Origin of the sequence: Nonomuraea corallina, from assembly GCF_027620315.1 — a bacterium.
In the GTDB taxonomy this organism is placed as follows: domain Bacteria; phylum Actinomycetota; class Actinomycetes; order Streptosporangiales; family Streptosporangiaceae; genus Nonomuraea; species Nonomuraea corallina.
The window spans coordinates 1-15,100 of the sequence record NZ_JAPNNL010000092.1; the positions used below are offsets into that span (position 1 = coordinate 1).

12 protein-coding genes are annotated in these 15,100 nt (G+C 71.6%); 6 read left to right on the forward strand and 6 right to left on the reverse strand.

Annotated features, from left to right (window positions below; all coding sequences use genetic code 11):
- The coding region (locus OUY22_RS21830; protein ID WP_270156935.1) for a PEP-utilizing enzyme at positions 1-1,319 on the forward strand (1,319 nt) is incomplete at its 5' end.
- Between the two features lie 81 nt (positions 1,320-1,400).
- Here the strand turns inward: OUY22_RS21830 and OUY22_RS21835 are convergent.
- Positions 1,401-1,574, reverse strand: coding sequence for a hypothetical protein (locus tag OUY22_RS21835; protein ID WP_270156936.1), 174 nt, complete (start codon positions 1,572-1,574; stop codon positions 1,401-1,403).
- Positions 1,575-1,972: 398 nt separating this feature from the next.
- Here OUY22_RS21835 and OUY22_RS21840 point away from each other — a divergent pair, with 398 nt between their 5' ends.
- The 5 genes from OUY22_RS21840 to OUY22_RS21860 all read left to right on the forward strand — a co-directional run bounded on the left by OUY22_RS21840 (position 1,973) and on the right by OUY22_RS21860 (position 9,817).
- On the forward strand, positions 1,973-3,295 hold the full coding sequence (locus OUY22_RS21840; RefSeq protein WP_270156937.1) for a cellulose binding domain-containing protein: 1,323 nt from the start codon (positions 1,973-1,975) through the stop codon (positions 3,293-3,295).
- A 360-nt stretch (positions 3,296-3,655) separates the two neighbouring features.
- Positions 3,656-4,666, forward strand: a complete 1,011-nt coding sequence (locus OUY22_RS21845) for a ketoacyl-ACP synthase III family protein (RefSeq protein WP_270156938.1) — start codon at positions 3,656-3,658, stop codon at positions 4,664-4,666.
- Positions 4,663-4,914 (forward strand): acyl carrier protein, encoded by a 252-nt coding sequence (locus tag OUY22_RS21850; RefSeq protein ID WP_270156939.1) that lies wholly within the window; start codon positions 4,663-4,665, stop codon positions 4,912-4,914. The genes OUY22_RS21845 and OUY22_RS21850 overlap by 4 nt, the downstream gene beginning before the upstream one ends.
- 14 nt (positions 4,915-4,928) lie before the next feature.
- A complete protein-coding gene (locus tag OUY22_RS21855) occupies positions 4,929-5,972 on the forward strand; it encodes a ketoacyl-ACP synthase III family protein (RefSeq protein ID WP_270156940.1) in 1,044 nt (347 codons plus the stop codon).
- A gap of 20 nt (positions 5,973-5,992) precedes the next feature.
- Positions 5,993-9,817 carry a type I polyketide synthase gene (locus OUY22_RS21860; RefSeq protein WP_270156941.1) on the forward strand — a complete coding sequence of 1,275 codons (3,825 nt, stop codon included), beginning with the start codon at positions 5,993-5,995 and terminating at the stop codon, positions 9,815-9,817.
- Here the strand turns inward: OUY22_RS21860 and OUY22_RS21865 are convergent.
- The 5 genes from OUY22_RS21865 to OUY22_RS21885 all read right to left on the reverse strand — a co-directional run bounded on the left by OUY22_RS21865 (position 9,807) and on the right by OUY22_RS21885 (position 15,061).
- Positions 9,807-10,847, reverse strand: coding sequence for an agmatinase family protein (locus OUY22_RS21865; RefSeq protein WP_270156942.1), 1,041 nt, complete (start codon positions 10,845-10,847; stop codon positions 9,807-9,809). The two genes, OUY22_RS21860 and OUY22_RS21865, sit on opposite strands and share 11 nt — an antisense overlap.
- A 23-nt stretch (positions 10,848-10,870) precedes the next feature.
- Positions 10,871-11,656 carry an amino acid ABC transporter ATP-binding protein gene (locus tag OUY22_RS21870; RefSeq protein WP_270156943.1) on the reverse strand — a complete coding sequence of 262 codons (786 nt, stop codon included), beginning with the start codon at positions 11,654-11,656 and terminating at the stop codon, positions 10,871-10,873.
- A complete protein-coding gene (locus OUY22_RS21875; RefSeq protein WP_270156944.1) occupies positions 11,653-12,600 on the reverse strand; it encodes an amino acid ABC transporter permease in 948 nt (315 codons plus the stop codon). The genes OUY22_RS21870 and OUY22_RS21875 overlap by 4 nt, the downstream gene beginning before the upstream one ends.
- Before the next feature lie 4 nt (positions 12,601-12,604).
- Complete coding sequence (locus OUY22_RS21880) at positions 12,605-13,519, reverse strand: ABC transporter substrate-binding protein (RefSeq protein WP_270156946.1); 915 nt, start codon at positions 13,517-13,519, stop codon at positions 12,605-12,607.
- 258 nt (positions 13,520-13,777) lie between these two features.
- Positions 13,778-15,061 carry a PucR family transcriptional regulator gene (locus OUY22_RS21885; RefSeq protein ID WP_270156947.1) on the reverse strand — a complete coding sequence of 428 codons (1,284 nt, stop codon included), beginning with the start codon at positions 15,059-15,061 and terminating at the stop codon, positions 13,778-13,780.
- Positions 15,062-15,100: the final 39 nt, after the last annotated feature.

Consider the following 15,100-nt stretch of genomic DNA (forward strand, 5'->3'; position numbering starts at 1 on the left):
CGGCCGTGGTCACCGAGCTGATCCGGCGCAACCGGGAGTCCGTCGCCACCCTGCGGCGCGAGATCCGGGACCTGTCCGGACCGGCGTTGCTCGACTTCATCCTGGCCGACTTCGCGGAGCTGAGGCGCGACCTGTTCGATCCGCGGGGCGGCCAGGTGATCATGGCCGCGATGGAGGCGACCGCGTGGCTCAACGACCACCTGGAGACGTGGCTCGGCGAGAAGAACGCGGCTGACACGCTCACCCAGTCCGTCCCCCACAACGTCACGTCGGAGATGGGGCTGGCGCTGCTCGACGTGGCGGACGTGATCCGGCCGCACGCGGAGGTCATGACGTTCCTGCGCCGCGTCGTGGACGAAGGCCGCGAGGGCGACGGCTTCCTGGACGAGCTGGCCGGCCTGGACGGCGGGCGGGAAGCGGCTGATGCCGTCCGGGGCTTCCTCGACGCGTACGGCATGCGCTGCGCGGGGGAGATCGACATCACCAGGACGCGCTGGAGCGAGAATCCCGCCATGCTCCTGCCCGCCATCCTCGGCAACGTCGAGAACTTCGAGCCCGGGGCCGGAGCGCGGCACTTCGACCGCGGACTTCAGGAGGCGCGGCGGAAGGAGCAGGACGTGCTGACGCGGCTGCGCGCGCTGCCCGGCGGGGAGCGGAAGGCCGAGGAGACCAAGCGGATGATCGACCGCGTCCGCGCCTTCGCCGGATACCGCGAGTACCCCAAGTACGGCATGGTCAGCCGCTACTTCGCCTACAAGCAGGCGCTGCTGCGGGAGGCCGACGGCCTCGTCCGGTCCGGCGTCCTGCGCGAGCGGGACGACCTGTTCTTCCTCCGGCTGGAGGAGGTTCGGGAGGTCGTGCGCACCCGGGAGGCGGACGCGGCGCTCATCCGGGACAGGCGGGAGGCGTTCCGGTCGTACGAGGCGCTCACCCCGCCCCGGGTCCTGACGTCGGACGGCGAGGCGCTCAACGGCCGGCACCTGCGTGCCGACGCCCCGCCCGGCGCGCTGCCCGGCATCCCGGTCTCGGCCGGGACCGTCGAGGGCCGGGCCCGGGTCGTCATGGACATGGCGCGGGCCGACCTGAAGGCGGGTGACATCCTGGTCACCGCCTACACCGACCCGAGCTGGACCCCTCTGTTCGTCGCCGTCGCCGGGCTGGTGACGGAGGTGGGCGGCGTCATGACGCACGGGGCGGTGGTCGCGCGGGAGTACGGCCTGCCCGCCGTCGTGGGCGTGGAGCGGGCCACCCGGCTCATCCGGGACGGGCAGCGGATCCGCGTGCGCGGAACCGACGGGTACGTGGAGATCCTCGACTGATCCACGGGACCGTCGGGGCCCGGAGCGCACCCACCCCCGGATCGGCCTCTCTCGGCCGGGGGTGCGTGCGTTTCAGGGGGGTCAGGCGTAGAGGAAGTAGTAGCGGTAGCGGCCCTCCCACGAGCAGGTGTAGTCGTCCCACCAGTCGTGGGCGATGCCATGGGCGCCGATCCGCTCGCATTCGGAGGAATCCCTGAAGACGCCGACGAGCTTCTCCCCGGCGTGCGCGGGAGTGGCGCCGATCGTCAGTGACACTCCGAGGACCATGACGGCCGATACGAGAACAGCGCGTGCCTTTCGCATTCGTCCTCCTGAGACGGGGGGAGCATGAGCATGGACATTATGACTTACCACGCGCCAGAAGAGTTGTCACGTCCGCGCCGGCCGCGACGAGAGTACGGAACTTTCTTCTGCGTTATCGCGGGACGGCGTTTGTGCACGCTCTTCCGAGCGATTTCAGGAAAGCTTTGACCGTCATCACTTAGGTGCCATATCGTCTCCCCGTCCATATCGATGTGAGCCGCGCCACACGAGCAGGACGGTCGTTTTCGCAGGCGCCACGGTCGGCCTGCCGATCGCGGCTGCCCCGGCACCGGAGGAGACTCGGAGGGCCACCGGGGAGCGGCGATCATCCGACCTACCGGAGCCGCACCATGCAAGCTCGAATCCGCACGGCCACGATCGCCGGCATGGCGATGGCCGTGCTGGCCGCCGTCGGTGTCCCGACCATCCTGACGCCGCCGGCCCACGCCGCGCAGGTGATCACCGACGTCGCCTACGCGCCCGCGCAACCCGCCGGGAGCAGGGGGCACCTGCTGGACCTCTACCTGCCGTCCACCGGCATCACGCCCCGGCCGCTGCTGATCTGGCACACCGGCTCGGCGTGGTCGAGCGACGACGGCAAGGCCGGCGCGGACGCCATCGCGAACATCTTCACGCCTCTGGGCTTCGCCGTGGCCGGCGTCAGCGTCCGGTCCAGCGCTCAGGCGATCTTCCCCGCCCAGGTGCACGACATCAAGGCGGCCATCCGCTATCTGCGCGCCAACGCCGCCACGTACCAGCTCGACCCCAACCGGTTCGCGATCATGGGTGACTCCTCGGGCGGCTGGCTGACGGAGATGGCCACCCTGTCCGGCGGTGTCGCGGCGCTGGAGGGCACCGTCGGCACGACCGGCGTCTCCAGCGCCGTGCAGGCGGGGCTCGCCTTCTACGGCCCGACCGACTTCCTGCAGATGAACGCGCAGAACCTGCCGACCGGCGGCCTCGATCACGACTCGCCCGCCTCACCGGAGTCCCTCCTGGTCGGCTGCCCGATCCAGACCTGCCCGGCCACGGTGGCCCAGGCCAATCCGATGACCTACGCCGACGGCGACGACCCGCCGCTGATGTTCCTGCACGGCCAGGCCGACTTCCTGGTGCCGCACGGGCAGAGCGTCCTGCTCTACAACCGGATCAAGGCCCGGTGCGGCGAGGCCACGTTCATCTCGGTGCCCGGCGCGGACCACATGATGTCCCAGGTCATGGACCCCGCCAGGCACGGCACGCAGACCGTGCGCACCACCGCCGACTGCACCGAGACCGTGAGCACCGGCACGCTGAACCCCACCTGGGCCAACTTCGCGACCTTCCTGCGCGGTGGGCTGAAGATGGGCACCTCCTGCGAGGTCTCCTACGCCACCGGCGCCTGGAACGGCGCGTTCAACGGCAGCGTGACCGTCAGGAACACCGGCACGACCCCCGTCGACGACTGGACCGTGAGGTGGACCTGGCCGGGCAACCAGCAGATCACCACCGCCTGGAACGCCGCGGTGACCCAGGCCGGCGCCCAGGTGACCGCCCGCGACGCCGGTCACAACGCCTACATCGGGCCGGGCTCCAGCCAGAGTTTCGGCTTCTCGGCGACCGCCACCGGGACGAACGGCGCTCCGGCCCAGTTCGCGCTCAACAACACCGTCTGCACGAGAGTGCTCTCCTGACAGGACGCGCCGGGCCCGATCCCGTGGTGAGGGCCCGGCGCCGTTTTCCGGCCAGGTGAAAAAACGGCGGGTGAGCGGAAAGAAACATTTCCAGAATTCGACACGTTCCGTCAGACCTTGATCACGGAAGGTCGCGCGCCGTGATATTGCTTTATTCGACGCCGGGCCCCTATCCTGGCCCCTGCGGCGCGCCGGTCCATTCCCGTTGCTTTCATCGAAGGCCGGACCCGTTCGACATCCCGGGACTCGAAATACATCGGATAACGCTGCCTTCCTTCTGAAGGCTGTTGTCGGAATCGTCGATGAGTTAGGGGGCGTGTGCGTACTTCCCACATGTTCGTCAGGAGTCTTGGCGTTTATGTGCCTGACCGCGTGAGCGTCGAGCAGGCGGTGCGTGAGGGCCGGTACCCGGCGGAGGAGGTCGAGAAGTTCCAGCAGATCAGCGCGGCGGTGGCCGGTGACCTGCCCGCGCCGGAGATGGCCCGGCTCGCGGTCCTGGACGCGTACGACCGCTGGGGTGAGTCCTCCCCGCGCGAGCTCGACCTCCTGCTCTACCCGTCGGTCTGGCACCAGGGACCGAACGGCTGGCAGCCCCAGCACTACCTGCAGGCCCACCTGCTGGGCGGGCACGTGCCGGCGTTCGAGATCCGGAGCGGCTGCGTAGGGATGATCAGCTCGCTCGAACTGGCGGCGAGCTACCTGCGGGCCGACGCCGACCGGCGCACGGCCATGGTCGTCTCCTCGGACAACCACGGCACCCCGCTGGTGGACCGCTGGCGGATGACGCCCGGGGCGCTGATCGGCGACGCCGCGGCCGCGCTCGTCCTCGGCAAGGAGTACGGCATGGCCGAGCTCCTGTCGGTGAACGTGGCGGTGATCCCGGAGGCCGACGCGGTCAACGACGGCGCCTACCCCCTGTTCCCCCCGGACGCGACCGTCGGCAGAGGGCTGAGCTTCGCGGACCGGCACGAGGAGTTCCGCCGGCGGCTGCTCGAGGCGCGGGGGACCGGGATCCATCTGACGATCCAGCGGACGATGATGGAGCAGGTCGAACGGACCCTGGACGAGGCCGGGATCGGGCTCGGCGACATCACCCGGGTGGCGTTCCCGCACGGCCGCCGCGAGGACCTGGACGGGCAGACGTCCTGGCTGGGCATCGACGAGAAGCAGACGACCTGGGACTACGGGAGGCGCGTGGGCCACTGCGGGGCGGTGGACCAGTTCCTCGCCTTCGAGCATCTGCTCGCGACCGGCGGGCTCGTGGCCGGCGATCACCTGCTCATGGTCGGGTTCGGCTCCGGGACCTCCGTCGCCGCGGCCGCGTTCCGGATCCTGTCCACCACTCCCGTCACGGCTGGAGCACCCGCATGACCGAGCTCACCCGAAGGCTCGTCGACTTCGTCCAGGAGAACCTCGTTCCCGAGGGCGACGACCTCAAGGTCGACGAGACGACCCCGCTCCTGGTGTCGGGCCTGCTGGACTCCCTGCGGACGGCGCGGCTGCTGAACTTCCTGCGCAAGGACGTCGGCGTCCCGGTGCCCGCCGCCAAGCTCGACCCCGACAACTTCCGCGACGTCGCGACCATCGCGGCCCTGGTCCGCGAACTCCGATCCGTCTAGCCGGGGGCACACTCATGCGGTACGCGGACACGTACATCAGCGGAGTGGGGGCCTTCGTCCCCCGCACCGTCGTCACCGTCGAGAAGGCCGTGGCCAAGGGCTGGTACCCGGCCGAGGAGGCCGAGCTGCACAACCTGGCCGGGGCCGTGGTGGCCGGTGACCTGCCGGCTCCGGAGATGGCCCTGCACGCGGCGCGCAGCGCGCTCAAGCGCGGCGGGCGGGCCCCGGCCGACGTGGACCTCCTCCTGTACGCCTCGACCTGGCACCAGGGACCGGACGGCTGGCCCCCGCACTCCTACCTGCAGCGTCATCTCGTCGGCGGGGACGTCCTGGCCACCGAGATCCGGCAGGGCTGCAACGGGATGTTCATCGCCCTGGAACTCGCCGCCGGCTACCTGGACGCCGCCCCCGCCCGGCAGGCCGCCCTGCTGGTCGCCGCCGACAACTACGGCACCCCGCTGATGGACCGGTGGCGGATGGGCCCCGGCTACATCGGCGGGGACGCCGCCGCCGCGCTCGTGCTCACCAAGGAGGCGGGCTTCGCGCGCCTGACGTCGGCGTGCACCACGACGGTGGCCGAGGCCGAGGAACTGCACCGGGGCAGCGAGGACCTGTTCCCCCCGGGCGTCACGGTCGGCCGCCGGATGAGCTTCGCCGCCAGGAACGAGCAGTTCCGGAACCAGGTCATGCCGAAGGGCGAGGCCACCTCGGCGCTGTTCAAGATCCAGCGGGCGCTGATGGAGGTCGTCGAGCAGGTGCTGGACGAGAGCGGGATCGAGGCCCGCGACCTGGCGCGGGTGGCGTTCATGAACTACTCCGAGGAGATCGTCGAACAGCGCTGCATGGCCGTGCTCGACCTGCCCATGTCCCGCTCGACCTGGGACTACGGCCGCACCATCGGTCACTGCGGGGCCGGCGACCAGGTCCTCGCCCTCGACCGGCTGCTCGTGACCGGGCAGCTCGGCCCCGGCGACCACCTGCTGATGCTCGGCACCGGGCCGGGAGTGACCGTCTCCGCGGCCGTCATCGAGATCATCGACAATCCTCCATGGGCCTGAACCGAAGGGAACGAACGCAGATGGTCGACAGTCCCCGCGGAACCCCGGCCGAACCTGTGGCGGTGGTCGGGATCGGGTGCCGGCTTCCCGGCGACGTCCGCTCACCGGAGGAGTTCTGGGACCTGCTGCGCGCCGGCCGGAACACGGCCGGGCCGCTGCCCGCCGAGCGCTGGCTCCGGTACGAGGAGCGCGGCCCCGAGTACGCCGCCGCGCTGCGCGACGCCGTGCGGCACGGCAGCTTCCTGGACGACATCGAGGGCTTCGACGCCGAGTTCTTCGGCCTGTCGCCCCGCGAGGCCGAACTGATGGACCCGCAGCAGCGGATCCTGATGGAGACCGCGTGGGAGGCGCTGGAGCACGCCGGCCTGCCGCCGCACGAGCTGGCCGGCACCGACGCCGGGGTGTTCGTCGGAGTCTGCACGGCCGACTACGGCGCCCGGCTGCTGGAGGACCTGCCCCAGATCGAGGCGTGGACCGGCATCGGCGCCGCGACCTGCGCCGTCGCCAACCGCGTCTCCTACTCCCTGGACCTGCGCGGCCCGAGCATGGCGATCGACACCGCCTGCTCGGCGTCGCTGGTCGCGCTGCACCTGGCCGCGCAGAGCCTGCGGCTCGGCGAGAGCGACGTCGCCCTCGCCGGCGGCGTCAACCTGCTGGTCACCCCGGGACAGACCCTCACGCTCGGCTCGGCCGGGGCGCTGGCCCCCGACGGGCGCTCCAAGTCGTTCGACGCGTCGGCCGACGGCTACGGGCGCGGCGAAGGCTGCGGCGTGGTCGTGCTCAAGCGGCTGTCCGACGCGCGGCGCGCCGGCGACCGGATCCTCGCGCTGGTCATCGGCAGCGCCGTGAACCAGGACGGGCACACCGACGGCATCATGGCGCCGTGCGGCCAGGCCCAGGAACACGTCATGACCCGGGCCTGCCGCCAGGCGGGTGTCGCGCCGTCCACCGTCGACTACGTCGAGGCGCACGGCACCGGCACCCGGCTCGGCGACCCGCTGGAGGCGGGCGCGCTCTCCTCCGTGTACGGCACGCCGCGGCCCCCCGGCGACCCGTGCCTCATCGGTTCGGTCAAGTCCAACATCGGCCATCTCGAAGGCGCCGCCGGCATCGCCGGCGTCATCAAGGCCGTGCTCGCCCTCGACCGGGGCGAGATCCCCCCGACCGTGCTCACCACCCTGAACCCGGACATCCCGTGGGAGTCCTCGGGCCTGCGCGTGGTGACCGGCCGGACGGCCTGGCCGGAGCGCGACCACCCGCGCCGGGCCGGCGTCTCCAGCTTCGGCTACGGCGGCACGGTCGCGCACATCCTGCTGGAGCAGGCGCCTCCGGCCCCGGCGACGCCCCGGGAGGAGCGGCGGCGGGAGGAGCGCCTGTTCCCGCTGTCGGCCGCGTCGGAGCGGGCGCTGCGGCAGTACGCGGGCGCCCTCGCCGACCACCTCGACCAGGAGCTCGACCAGGAGCTCGACCAGAGGGCCGACCAGGGGCTCGGCCAAGAGTTCGATCTGGCGTCGGCCGGGCACACGCTGGCGCTCCGGCGCACCGCACTGGCCCGCCGCGCCGTGGTGCTCGCGGCGGACCGCGACGAGCTGACGGCCGGTCTGCGCAGGCTCGCGGCGGACGTGCCGGCCGAATCCGTCCTCACCGGGGACGTGCTGCCCGAGCCCGGCCCCGGGCCGGTCTGGGTCTTCTCCGGGCAGGGCTGCCAGTGGCGCGGGATGGGGCGGGAACTGCTCGCCGTGCCGGAGTTCGCGTCCCTGGTCGACGAGGTCGAGCCGATCTTCGCCGAGGAGATCGGCTTCTCTCCCCGGCAGGTCCTGGCCGAGGGCGAGCTCGACGGCATCGACCGCGTACAGACCATGATCTTCGTGATGCAGCTGGGTCTCGCCAGGCTCTGGAACGCGTACGGGGTCACCCCGAAGGCCGTCATCGGCCACTCCGTCGGCGAGATCGCGGCGGCGGTGACGGCCGGAGCGATGACCGTCGCCGACGGCGCCCGCCTGATCTGCCGCCGCTCGCGGCTGCTGCGCCGGGCCGAGGGCAAGGGGGCCATGGTGATGGTCGGCCTGTCCTTCGAGGAGGCGGCGGAGCGGCTGGCCGGCCGGACCGACCTGGTGGCCGCGATCGCGTCGGCGCCCGGCTCCACCGTGCTGTCCGGCGACGTGGCCGCGGTCGAGGACGTGGTGAACGAGTGGCCCGCCGAGGGCATCGTGACCCGGCGGGTGGCGTCGGACGTCGCCTTCCACAGCCCGCAGATGGAGCCCCTGGCCGTCGAGCTGGCGGCCTCCGTCGCCGATCTCTCGTTCGGCGCGCCGACCATCCCCATGTACACGACCGCGCTGGCCGACCCCCGCTCGACGCCGGTCCTGGACGGCGCGTACTGGGCGGCGAACCTCCGCGACCCGGTGCGGCTGGCCGCGGCGGCGACGGCCGCCGCGCAGGACGGCCACCGCGTGTTCCTGGAGATCTCCCCGCACCCGGTGGTCGCGCACTCCGTCACCGAGACGCTCGCGGAGCACGGGTACGAGGACGTGTTCGTCGGGACGTCACTGCGCCGGAACCAGCCCGAGACGTCCGCCTTCCTCGTCGCGCTGGGCACGGCTCACTGCCACGGCGTCGACGTGGACTGGAGGCGGCTGCAACCGGACGGCGGCCTGGCCGATCTGCCGCCGTACGCCTGGCAGCACCGCCGCCACTGGCGCGAGTCCTACGCCGAGGACGGCAACCGGGGGCATGACGTGAACTCCCACACCCTGCTCGGAGCCGTCGGCGCCCTCGCGGGCAGCCGCACCCGGGTGTGGCGGACCAGCCTGGAGGACGCCAACCGGCCCTACCCGGGCAGCCACGCCCTCAACGGGGTCGAGATCGTGCCCGCCGCCGTGCTGGTCAACACGTTCCTGCGGGCGGCGGGGGACGAGGACGTCACGCTCACCGGCGTGGAGATGACGCACCCGCTGATGACCGCGGAACGCCGGCAGATCCAGGTCGTGCACGAGCCTCCGGAGGTGCGGCTGGCGGCCCGCACCCCGGCCGGCCCCGGCGAGCCGGAACCCGCCTGGCTGGTCCACGTCGCCGCGGCCGTGGCGGCCCCCGGCCAGGTGAAGCCCGACACGCTGCCCGACGCCGGCGCCCTCGCCCCGATCGACCCCGGGTTCGTGCACCGGCGGCTGGCCGCCGTCGGCGTGCCCTCCACGGGCTTCGAGTGGACGATCGGGACGCTGCTCGGCGGACCGGGCGTGCTGCGCGCCACCGTCAGCACCGGTGATCCGGGGAGCTGGGCGCCGGCGCTGGACGCGGCGATGTCCGTGGCGCCGTGCGTGTTCCCCGGCGACCCGGTGCTGCGCATGGTGGTGCGGATCGACGAGCTGGTGCTGACCGGTGCCCCGCCCTCGACGGTGATCGTCGACGCGGCCGTGGAACCGGCCGCCGCCGACACCGTCCGGGTCCTCCTGGCCGACGTCGACGGCCGGGTGGTGGGGCACCTGGCAGGGCTCCGCTATCCGGTGATCGACGCGCCCGCCCCGGCCGAGGAGGAGCTCCGCGGCCCCGCGGAGTCGTACGCCGGCCTGACGCCGGAGGACCTGCGCGAGCGCGTCCTGGCCGAGATCCGCGCCGAGATCGCGGCCGTGATGCGGCTGGACCCCGAGGACCTGGCGCCCCGGCGGCCCCTGGTCGAGCAGGGGCTGGACTCGGTGATGACCGTCATGGTCCGGCGGCGCCTGGAGAAGCGCTTCGGCCGCCGCCTGCCCGCGACCCTGCTGTGGCAGCGGCCCACGATCGCCGCCATCGCCGACCACCTGGGGCGGCTGCTCGCGACGCCGGACGCTCCCGCGGTCAGTCGGTGATGGGAGTGGGGTCGTAGCCGCGCCAGCCGTCGTTGCGGCGCAGGAACAGTCCGGACAGGAAGCTCAGCAGCCCCCCGGTCATCGTCCGCCCGGTGATGGTGGACACGTCGCGCGCGGGGTCGTGCTCGACGAAGTCGATCGCGGCGACCTTGGGGTGCTGGCCGAGCGCGAACAGCGCCTCGTACAGGTCGAGCGGGTGCAGGCCCTCCGGCGAGGCGCCGCCCGTGCCGGGGGCGTAGCCGAGTTCGAGCACGTCGATGTCGACCGTCACGTAGATCGCGTCGGTGCCGTCGCCGGCGATCGCCAGGGACTGCTCCACCGCCGCGTCGATGCCGCCCCGGCGCACCTGGCGGCCGGTGATGATGGTGCCGCCGTGCCCCTCGACCCACCGCTTGTAGTAGCTGGCGTTCATGAAGCCGTGGATGCCGAGCTGCACCAGGTTCTTGCCCGAGAAGGGAAGGCCGGATTCGAGGAGCTGCCGGATGGGGGTGCCGTTGGTCGGGCCGTGGTCCATGACCCGTACGTCGTTGTGCGCGTCGAAGTGGATGAGGCCGAGCTTCTGCCCGGGGTGGGTGCGGGCGAAGGCGCGGGCGGCCGGCGCCGTGATGGCGTGGTCGCCGCCGACCAGCACCAGGAACGAGTCGCCGCTGGCCCGCCAGAGCGCGGACATGGTGTCCTCGATCTGCGCCAGCCCCTTCTCCTGGTTCAGGATCGGGATGGCGATGTCGCCGAGGTCCCGCGCGGTCATCGAGGTGATGTCCACGTCGAAGTCGGGGCTGTAGGTGGTGAAGGACGGCGTCGACAGGCGCAGCGCGTCCGGGGCCGCGAAGCAGCTCGTGGGCAGGATCGACGTCGACGACAGGCCCACGCCCACCAGTCCGACGTCGAAGGACGAGGCGAAGTCCCACGGGCGCAGCCAGTTCCACACCCGGGGCTCGAAGCGGTCCTCGAACTTGCCGTTGAGCACGACGCCGGGCTCCTTGAGGTGCGTCACCCCGTGGTCGCGCAGCCACTCCTCGCGTGCGGTCATCATCGTCTCCTTCCTGGCCCGGGCTAGAGGACCCGGCGCAGGAACGCCTGGGTCCGTTCGTGGCTCGGGCGTTCCAAGATCTCGGATGGGCTGCCCTGCTCGACGAGCCGCCCCTGGTCCATGAACACCACGCGGTCGGCGGCCTCGCGGGCGAACCCCATCTCGTGGGTCACCACGATCATGGTCATGCCGTCCTTGGCCAGGTCGGCCATGACGGACAGCACGTCGCCCACCAGCTCCGGGTCCAGCGCCGAGGTGGGCTCGTCGAAGAGCATCAGGCGGGGGCGCATGGCCAGGGCGCGGGCGATCGCCACCCGCTGCTGCTGGCCGCCGGAGAGCTGCCTCGGGTACGCCGACTCCTTGTCGGCGAGACCGACCCGGGCCAGCAGTTCGCGGCCCGCGGCCTCGGCCTCGCGCTGCCTGGCCTTGCCGAGCCGGACCGGCGCCTCGACGACGTTGCCGAGCACGGTCATGTGGGGGAAGAGGTTGAACTGCTGGAAGACCATGCCGATCTGCTCACGTTTGCGGCAGATCTCGCGGTCCTTCAGCTCGTAGACCTTGTCGCCCTTGCGGCGGTAGCCGACGAGCTCGCCTTCCACCTCGATCCAGCCGCCGTCCACCTTCTCCAGGTGGTTGACGCAGCGCAGCAGCGTCGACTTGCCCGAGCCGGACGGCCCGATCAGGCAGACGACCTCGCCGGGCCACACCTCCAGGTTGATGCCGCGCAGCACCTCCAGCCGGCCGAAGGACTTGCGGACGCCGCGGATGCGGACCGCGGGGGCGTCCGAGGCGGTTCGGGGCGTGGTCATGGGCGTTCCCTCCTCGTGATCGCCCGCCTGTCATGGACCCGGAGGTGGCGCCGCAGCCCGCCGAGGAAGGTCTCGGGGTTGCGCTGGTCGCGGGACATCCGGCGTTCCAGGTAGGCCTGGCCGACGGTGAGCACGCTGGTCACGATGAGGTACCAGATGCTGGCCACCAGCAGCAGCGGGATCGTCTCGTACGTCCGCGAGTAGATGACCTGCGCCGAGTAGAGCAGCTCCGGCATCGCGATGACGCTGATCAGCGAGGTGTACTTCAGCATCGAGATGGTCTCGTTGCCGGTGGGCGGCAGGATGACGCGGATCGCCTGGGGCAGCACGACCCGCCGCATGATGACCGACCGGCGCAGGCCGAGCGCCTGGGCGGCCTCGGTCTGGCCGTGGTCGACGGACTTGATGCCGCCGCGGACGATCTCGGCCATGTACGCGGCCTCGTTGAGCGACAGCCCGACGATGGCCACCACCGCCGGCGTCAGGATGTCGTTGGCCGGGATCTCGAAGAACTGGGGGCCGAACGGCACGCCGACGGTCAGCACGGGGTAGAGCGCCGAGATGTTGAACAGGAAGATCAACTGGACCAGGAGCGGGGTGCCGCGGAAGAACCACGTGTAGAGGTTCGCGCCGCCCTGCAGCACCGGGTTGGGCGACAGCCGCATCAGCGCGATGACGATGCCGAGGACCACCGCGATCGTCATGGACACCGCTGTCAGCCAGAGCGTGGTCCACAGGCCGGACAGGATCGCCGAGGAGAAGAAGTACTCCCCGACGACGTCCCACTGGAACCGCTCGTTGGTGACGAGGGAGGAGACGACCGCCGCCGCCACGACGAGCACGACGGCCGAGGCGACCCAGCGGCCGGGGTGCCGCAGGGGCACGGCGCGCACGTCGTCGCCGTGTCCCCGCGGGTCCGTGCCGCCGTCGCCCTGGAGGGTCATACGGTCAGCTGCGGGCATCGTTCACAGTGATCTTGGTCAGTGCGCCGTGGGCGACGCCGTACTTCTCCAGGATCTTGATGTAGGCGCCGTCGTCGACGAGCTTCTGCAGGGCCTTCTGCAGGACCGGGACGAGCTTGCTGCCCTTGGGCAGGGCCATGCCGACCGGGGCCTCGTTGATCGGCTTGCCCACCTGCTTGATCTTGGAGTCGGGCTTGGCCTCCAGGTAGGCGTTCTGCAGGCTGTCGCCGCACAGCGCCTCGATGCGGCCGCTGGTGACGGCCAGCATGCCCTGCTGGAGCTGCTGGAACACCTGGAGCTTGACGGCCGGCTTGCCCTCCTGCTCGCACTTGGTGCTCTGCTCGGACAGGTACATCTCCTCGGCGCTGCCCCGGACCACGCCGATGGTCCGGCCGCAGCTGGTCTCCAGCGTCAGGTCCTCGATGTCGCTGTCGGTCGGGACGACGAAGCCGGAGGAGTCGATGATGAAGTCGACGAAGTCCACCTGCTCCTGGCGCTTCTTGTTGTCCAGCATCGCGGAGATCGTCACGTCGTAACGGCCCGCCGCCAGCCCGGGGATCAGGCTGTCGAAGCTGGTGTTCTGCAGGTCGATCCTGGTGCCCAGGACGTCGCCCAGCGCCTCGGCCAGGTCGATGTCGAGCCCGGCGGGCTTGCCGTTCTCCTCGACGGCCCACGGCATGCCGATCGTCAGGTCGGTCGCGCCCTTGATCTCACCGGTGAACCCGGCCGCCTTGAGCTCCTCGGCGAGCGCGGGATCGGCGCTGGCCCAGGTGCCGGCCGGCTTGGCCGTGTTCTGGTCCGCGGGGGCGGCGGCGTCGCCGGAGCCGCCGCCGCTGCCGCCGCACGCGGTCAGGGCGAGCGTGACGGTCAGGGCCAGGCCGAACAGTTTCGTACGCTTCATCGTCCCGCCCCTACCTGGAGATCGACAGTGGAACGGAGAGCGCCCGCCGGGGCGGGATGCAGGAGAGAGCAGTCATGGGGACCTCCAAGCAGGGGCGGAATAGCGGGAATCCTCGCAGAACAACCTGCGGCTATCTGCCGACAGATGTTGCACGTCAGGACGTGGGAGACGACATTTGTCAACGCGGCCTCGGGGCGAGGACGCGGATCGCCCACCGGCGCGGGAGCTGTCGTCCCGCCCGGTGTCACGCGTCCGTCGTCACGCCTCGTCGTCTAACGCGGTGGTGGCGCCGGCCGGGTCCACGCCGCCGGGACGCCGGAACTTCAGCAGGCGTGCGAGTTTCAGTTCCAGGTGGGCGACGAGCCGGTCATGGCCGTTGCCCAGGTCGAGGCCGGTGAGCTCCTCGATGCGGCGCAGCCGCCCGTACAGCGAGGCCCGGTGCAGGTGGAGCTGCTGGGCCGAGCGCGCAACGTCGCCCGCGTTGTCGAGGAAGACCTCCAGGGTCTCGGCCAGCGGGGCGCCCCCGTGCTCCCGTTCGATCAGCAGGCGGATCCCGGGGTGCAGGCCGACCTCCTTCGGCTCGTCGTCGACGAGCCGCGCGATGCGCGCGTACACGCCGAGGCCGGTGTGGTGCACGGTCTGTCCGATCGTGCCCAGGGAGGCGGCGACCTGGGCGGCGCGCAGCGCCTCCCGGTAGGAGGTGATCAGCTCGCTGAGCTGGTAGGCGTTGCCGACGCCCGCCCAGACGGTGAACGGACCCGCCGCCGACAGGGCCAGCTGGACCTTCTCGCGGGCCGTCTCGGCGAGTTTCCTGTCCAGGGTGTGCCGGGGCGTCGTCCGGTCGTCCGGCCTGGCCACCACGAGCAGTCCGTGGTTCTGCCGGACCAGGCTGAGGCTCTGCCGCAGGGGAAGCGTCATCCGCACCGACTCCAGGGCCGCCGACAGCTTCGTCCGCTCCGCCTCGCCGAGCACCGCCCCGGCTTCGGAGAACGGCAGGAAGACCGCGACGGCCGCGGGCCACTCGTGGCGGAAGATGTCCGCGTCGACGATGCGCTCGACCGCGCGGAAGCGGGCCCTGGCGCTGCCGGACAGCAGCTGGATCAGGCTCTCCCGCTCGCTGAGGCTGCGCAGCTCGTCGATGTGGCGCTGACGCTGGAACACCTCGGCGACGCTCTCGGCGGCCGCCTCGATCTGCCGCCGCTGCGGCTCGCCCAGCTCGGGGTCGTCGACCTGCACCCAGATGTAGGCCACGGCCTTGCCGTCGACGCGGACGACCCCGCCCCATCGGGGGCAGGTCATCCCGATGGAGGGGTTGGCGGGGAGCAGGAAGGCGCTTCTGCGTTCGGGCGCCCGGTGCGCGGAGACCCAGCGCAGGATGTCGGGGCTGGCGTGCCGGCGCAGGATGGACTGCTCACGCGCCGGGTCATTGCCGCTGGGGTGGTAGGTGTAGACGTACTGGCGGAGCTGGGTGTCGTCGATCGCCACCGGCCGGTCGAGGGCGGCCCCCAACCGGTCGGCGATGCGCTGAAGCGCGGCAATCATGTCGTCATGATAGGGTCCATTTCGCCCTAAACGGGACAA

Bases quoted from the DNA above. Each gene is read 5' to 3' on its own strand.
- OUY22_RS21840 (WP_270156937.1), top strand. From the start codon at position 1,973: ATGCAAGCTCGAATCCGCACGGCCACGATCGCCGGCATGGCGATGGCC.
- OUY22_RS21850 (WP_270156939.1), top strand. From the start codon at position 4,663: ATGACCGAGCTCACCCGAAGGCTCGTCGACTTCGTCCAGGAGAACCTC.
- OUY22_RS21855 (WP_270156940.1), top strand. From the start codon at position 4,929: ATGCGGTACGCGGACACGTACATCAGCGGAGTGGGGGCCTTCGTCCCC.
- OUY22_RS21860 (WP_270156941.1), top strand. From the start codon at position 5,993: ATGGTCGACAGTCCCCGCGGAACCCCGGCCGAACCTGTGGCGGTGGTC.
- OUY22_RS21865 (WP_270156942.1), bottom strand. From the start codon at position 10,847: ATGACCGCACGCGAGGAGTGGCTGCGCGACCACGGGGTGACGCACCTC.
- OUY22_RS21870 (WP_270156943.1), bottom strand. From the start codon at position 11,656: ATGACCACGCCCCGAACCGCCTCGGACGCCCCCGCGGTCCGCATCCGC.
- OUY22_RS21875 (WP_270156944.1), bottom strand. From the start codon at position 12,600: ATGACCCTCCAGGGCGACGGCGGCACGGACCCGCGGGGACACGGCGAC.
- OUY22_RS21880 (WP_270156946.1), bottom strand. From the start codon at position 13,519: ATGAAGCGTACGAAACTGTTCGGCCTGGCCCTGACCGTCACGCTCGCC.
- OUY22_RS21885 (WP_270156947.1), bottom strand. From the start codon at position 15,061: ATGATTGCCGCGCTTCAGCGCATCGCCGACCGGTTGGGGGCCGCCCTC.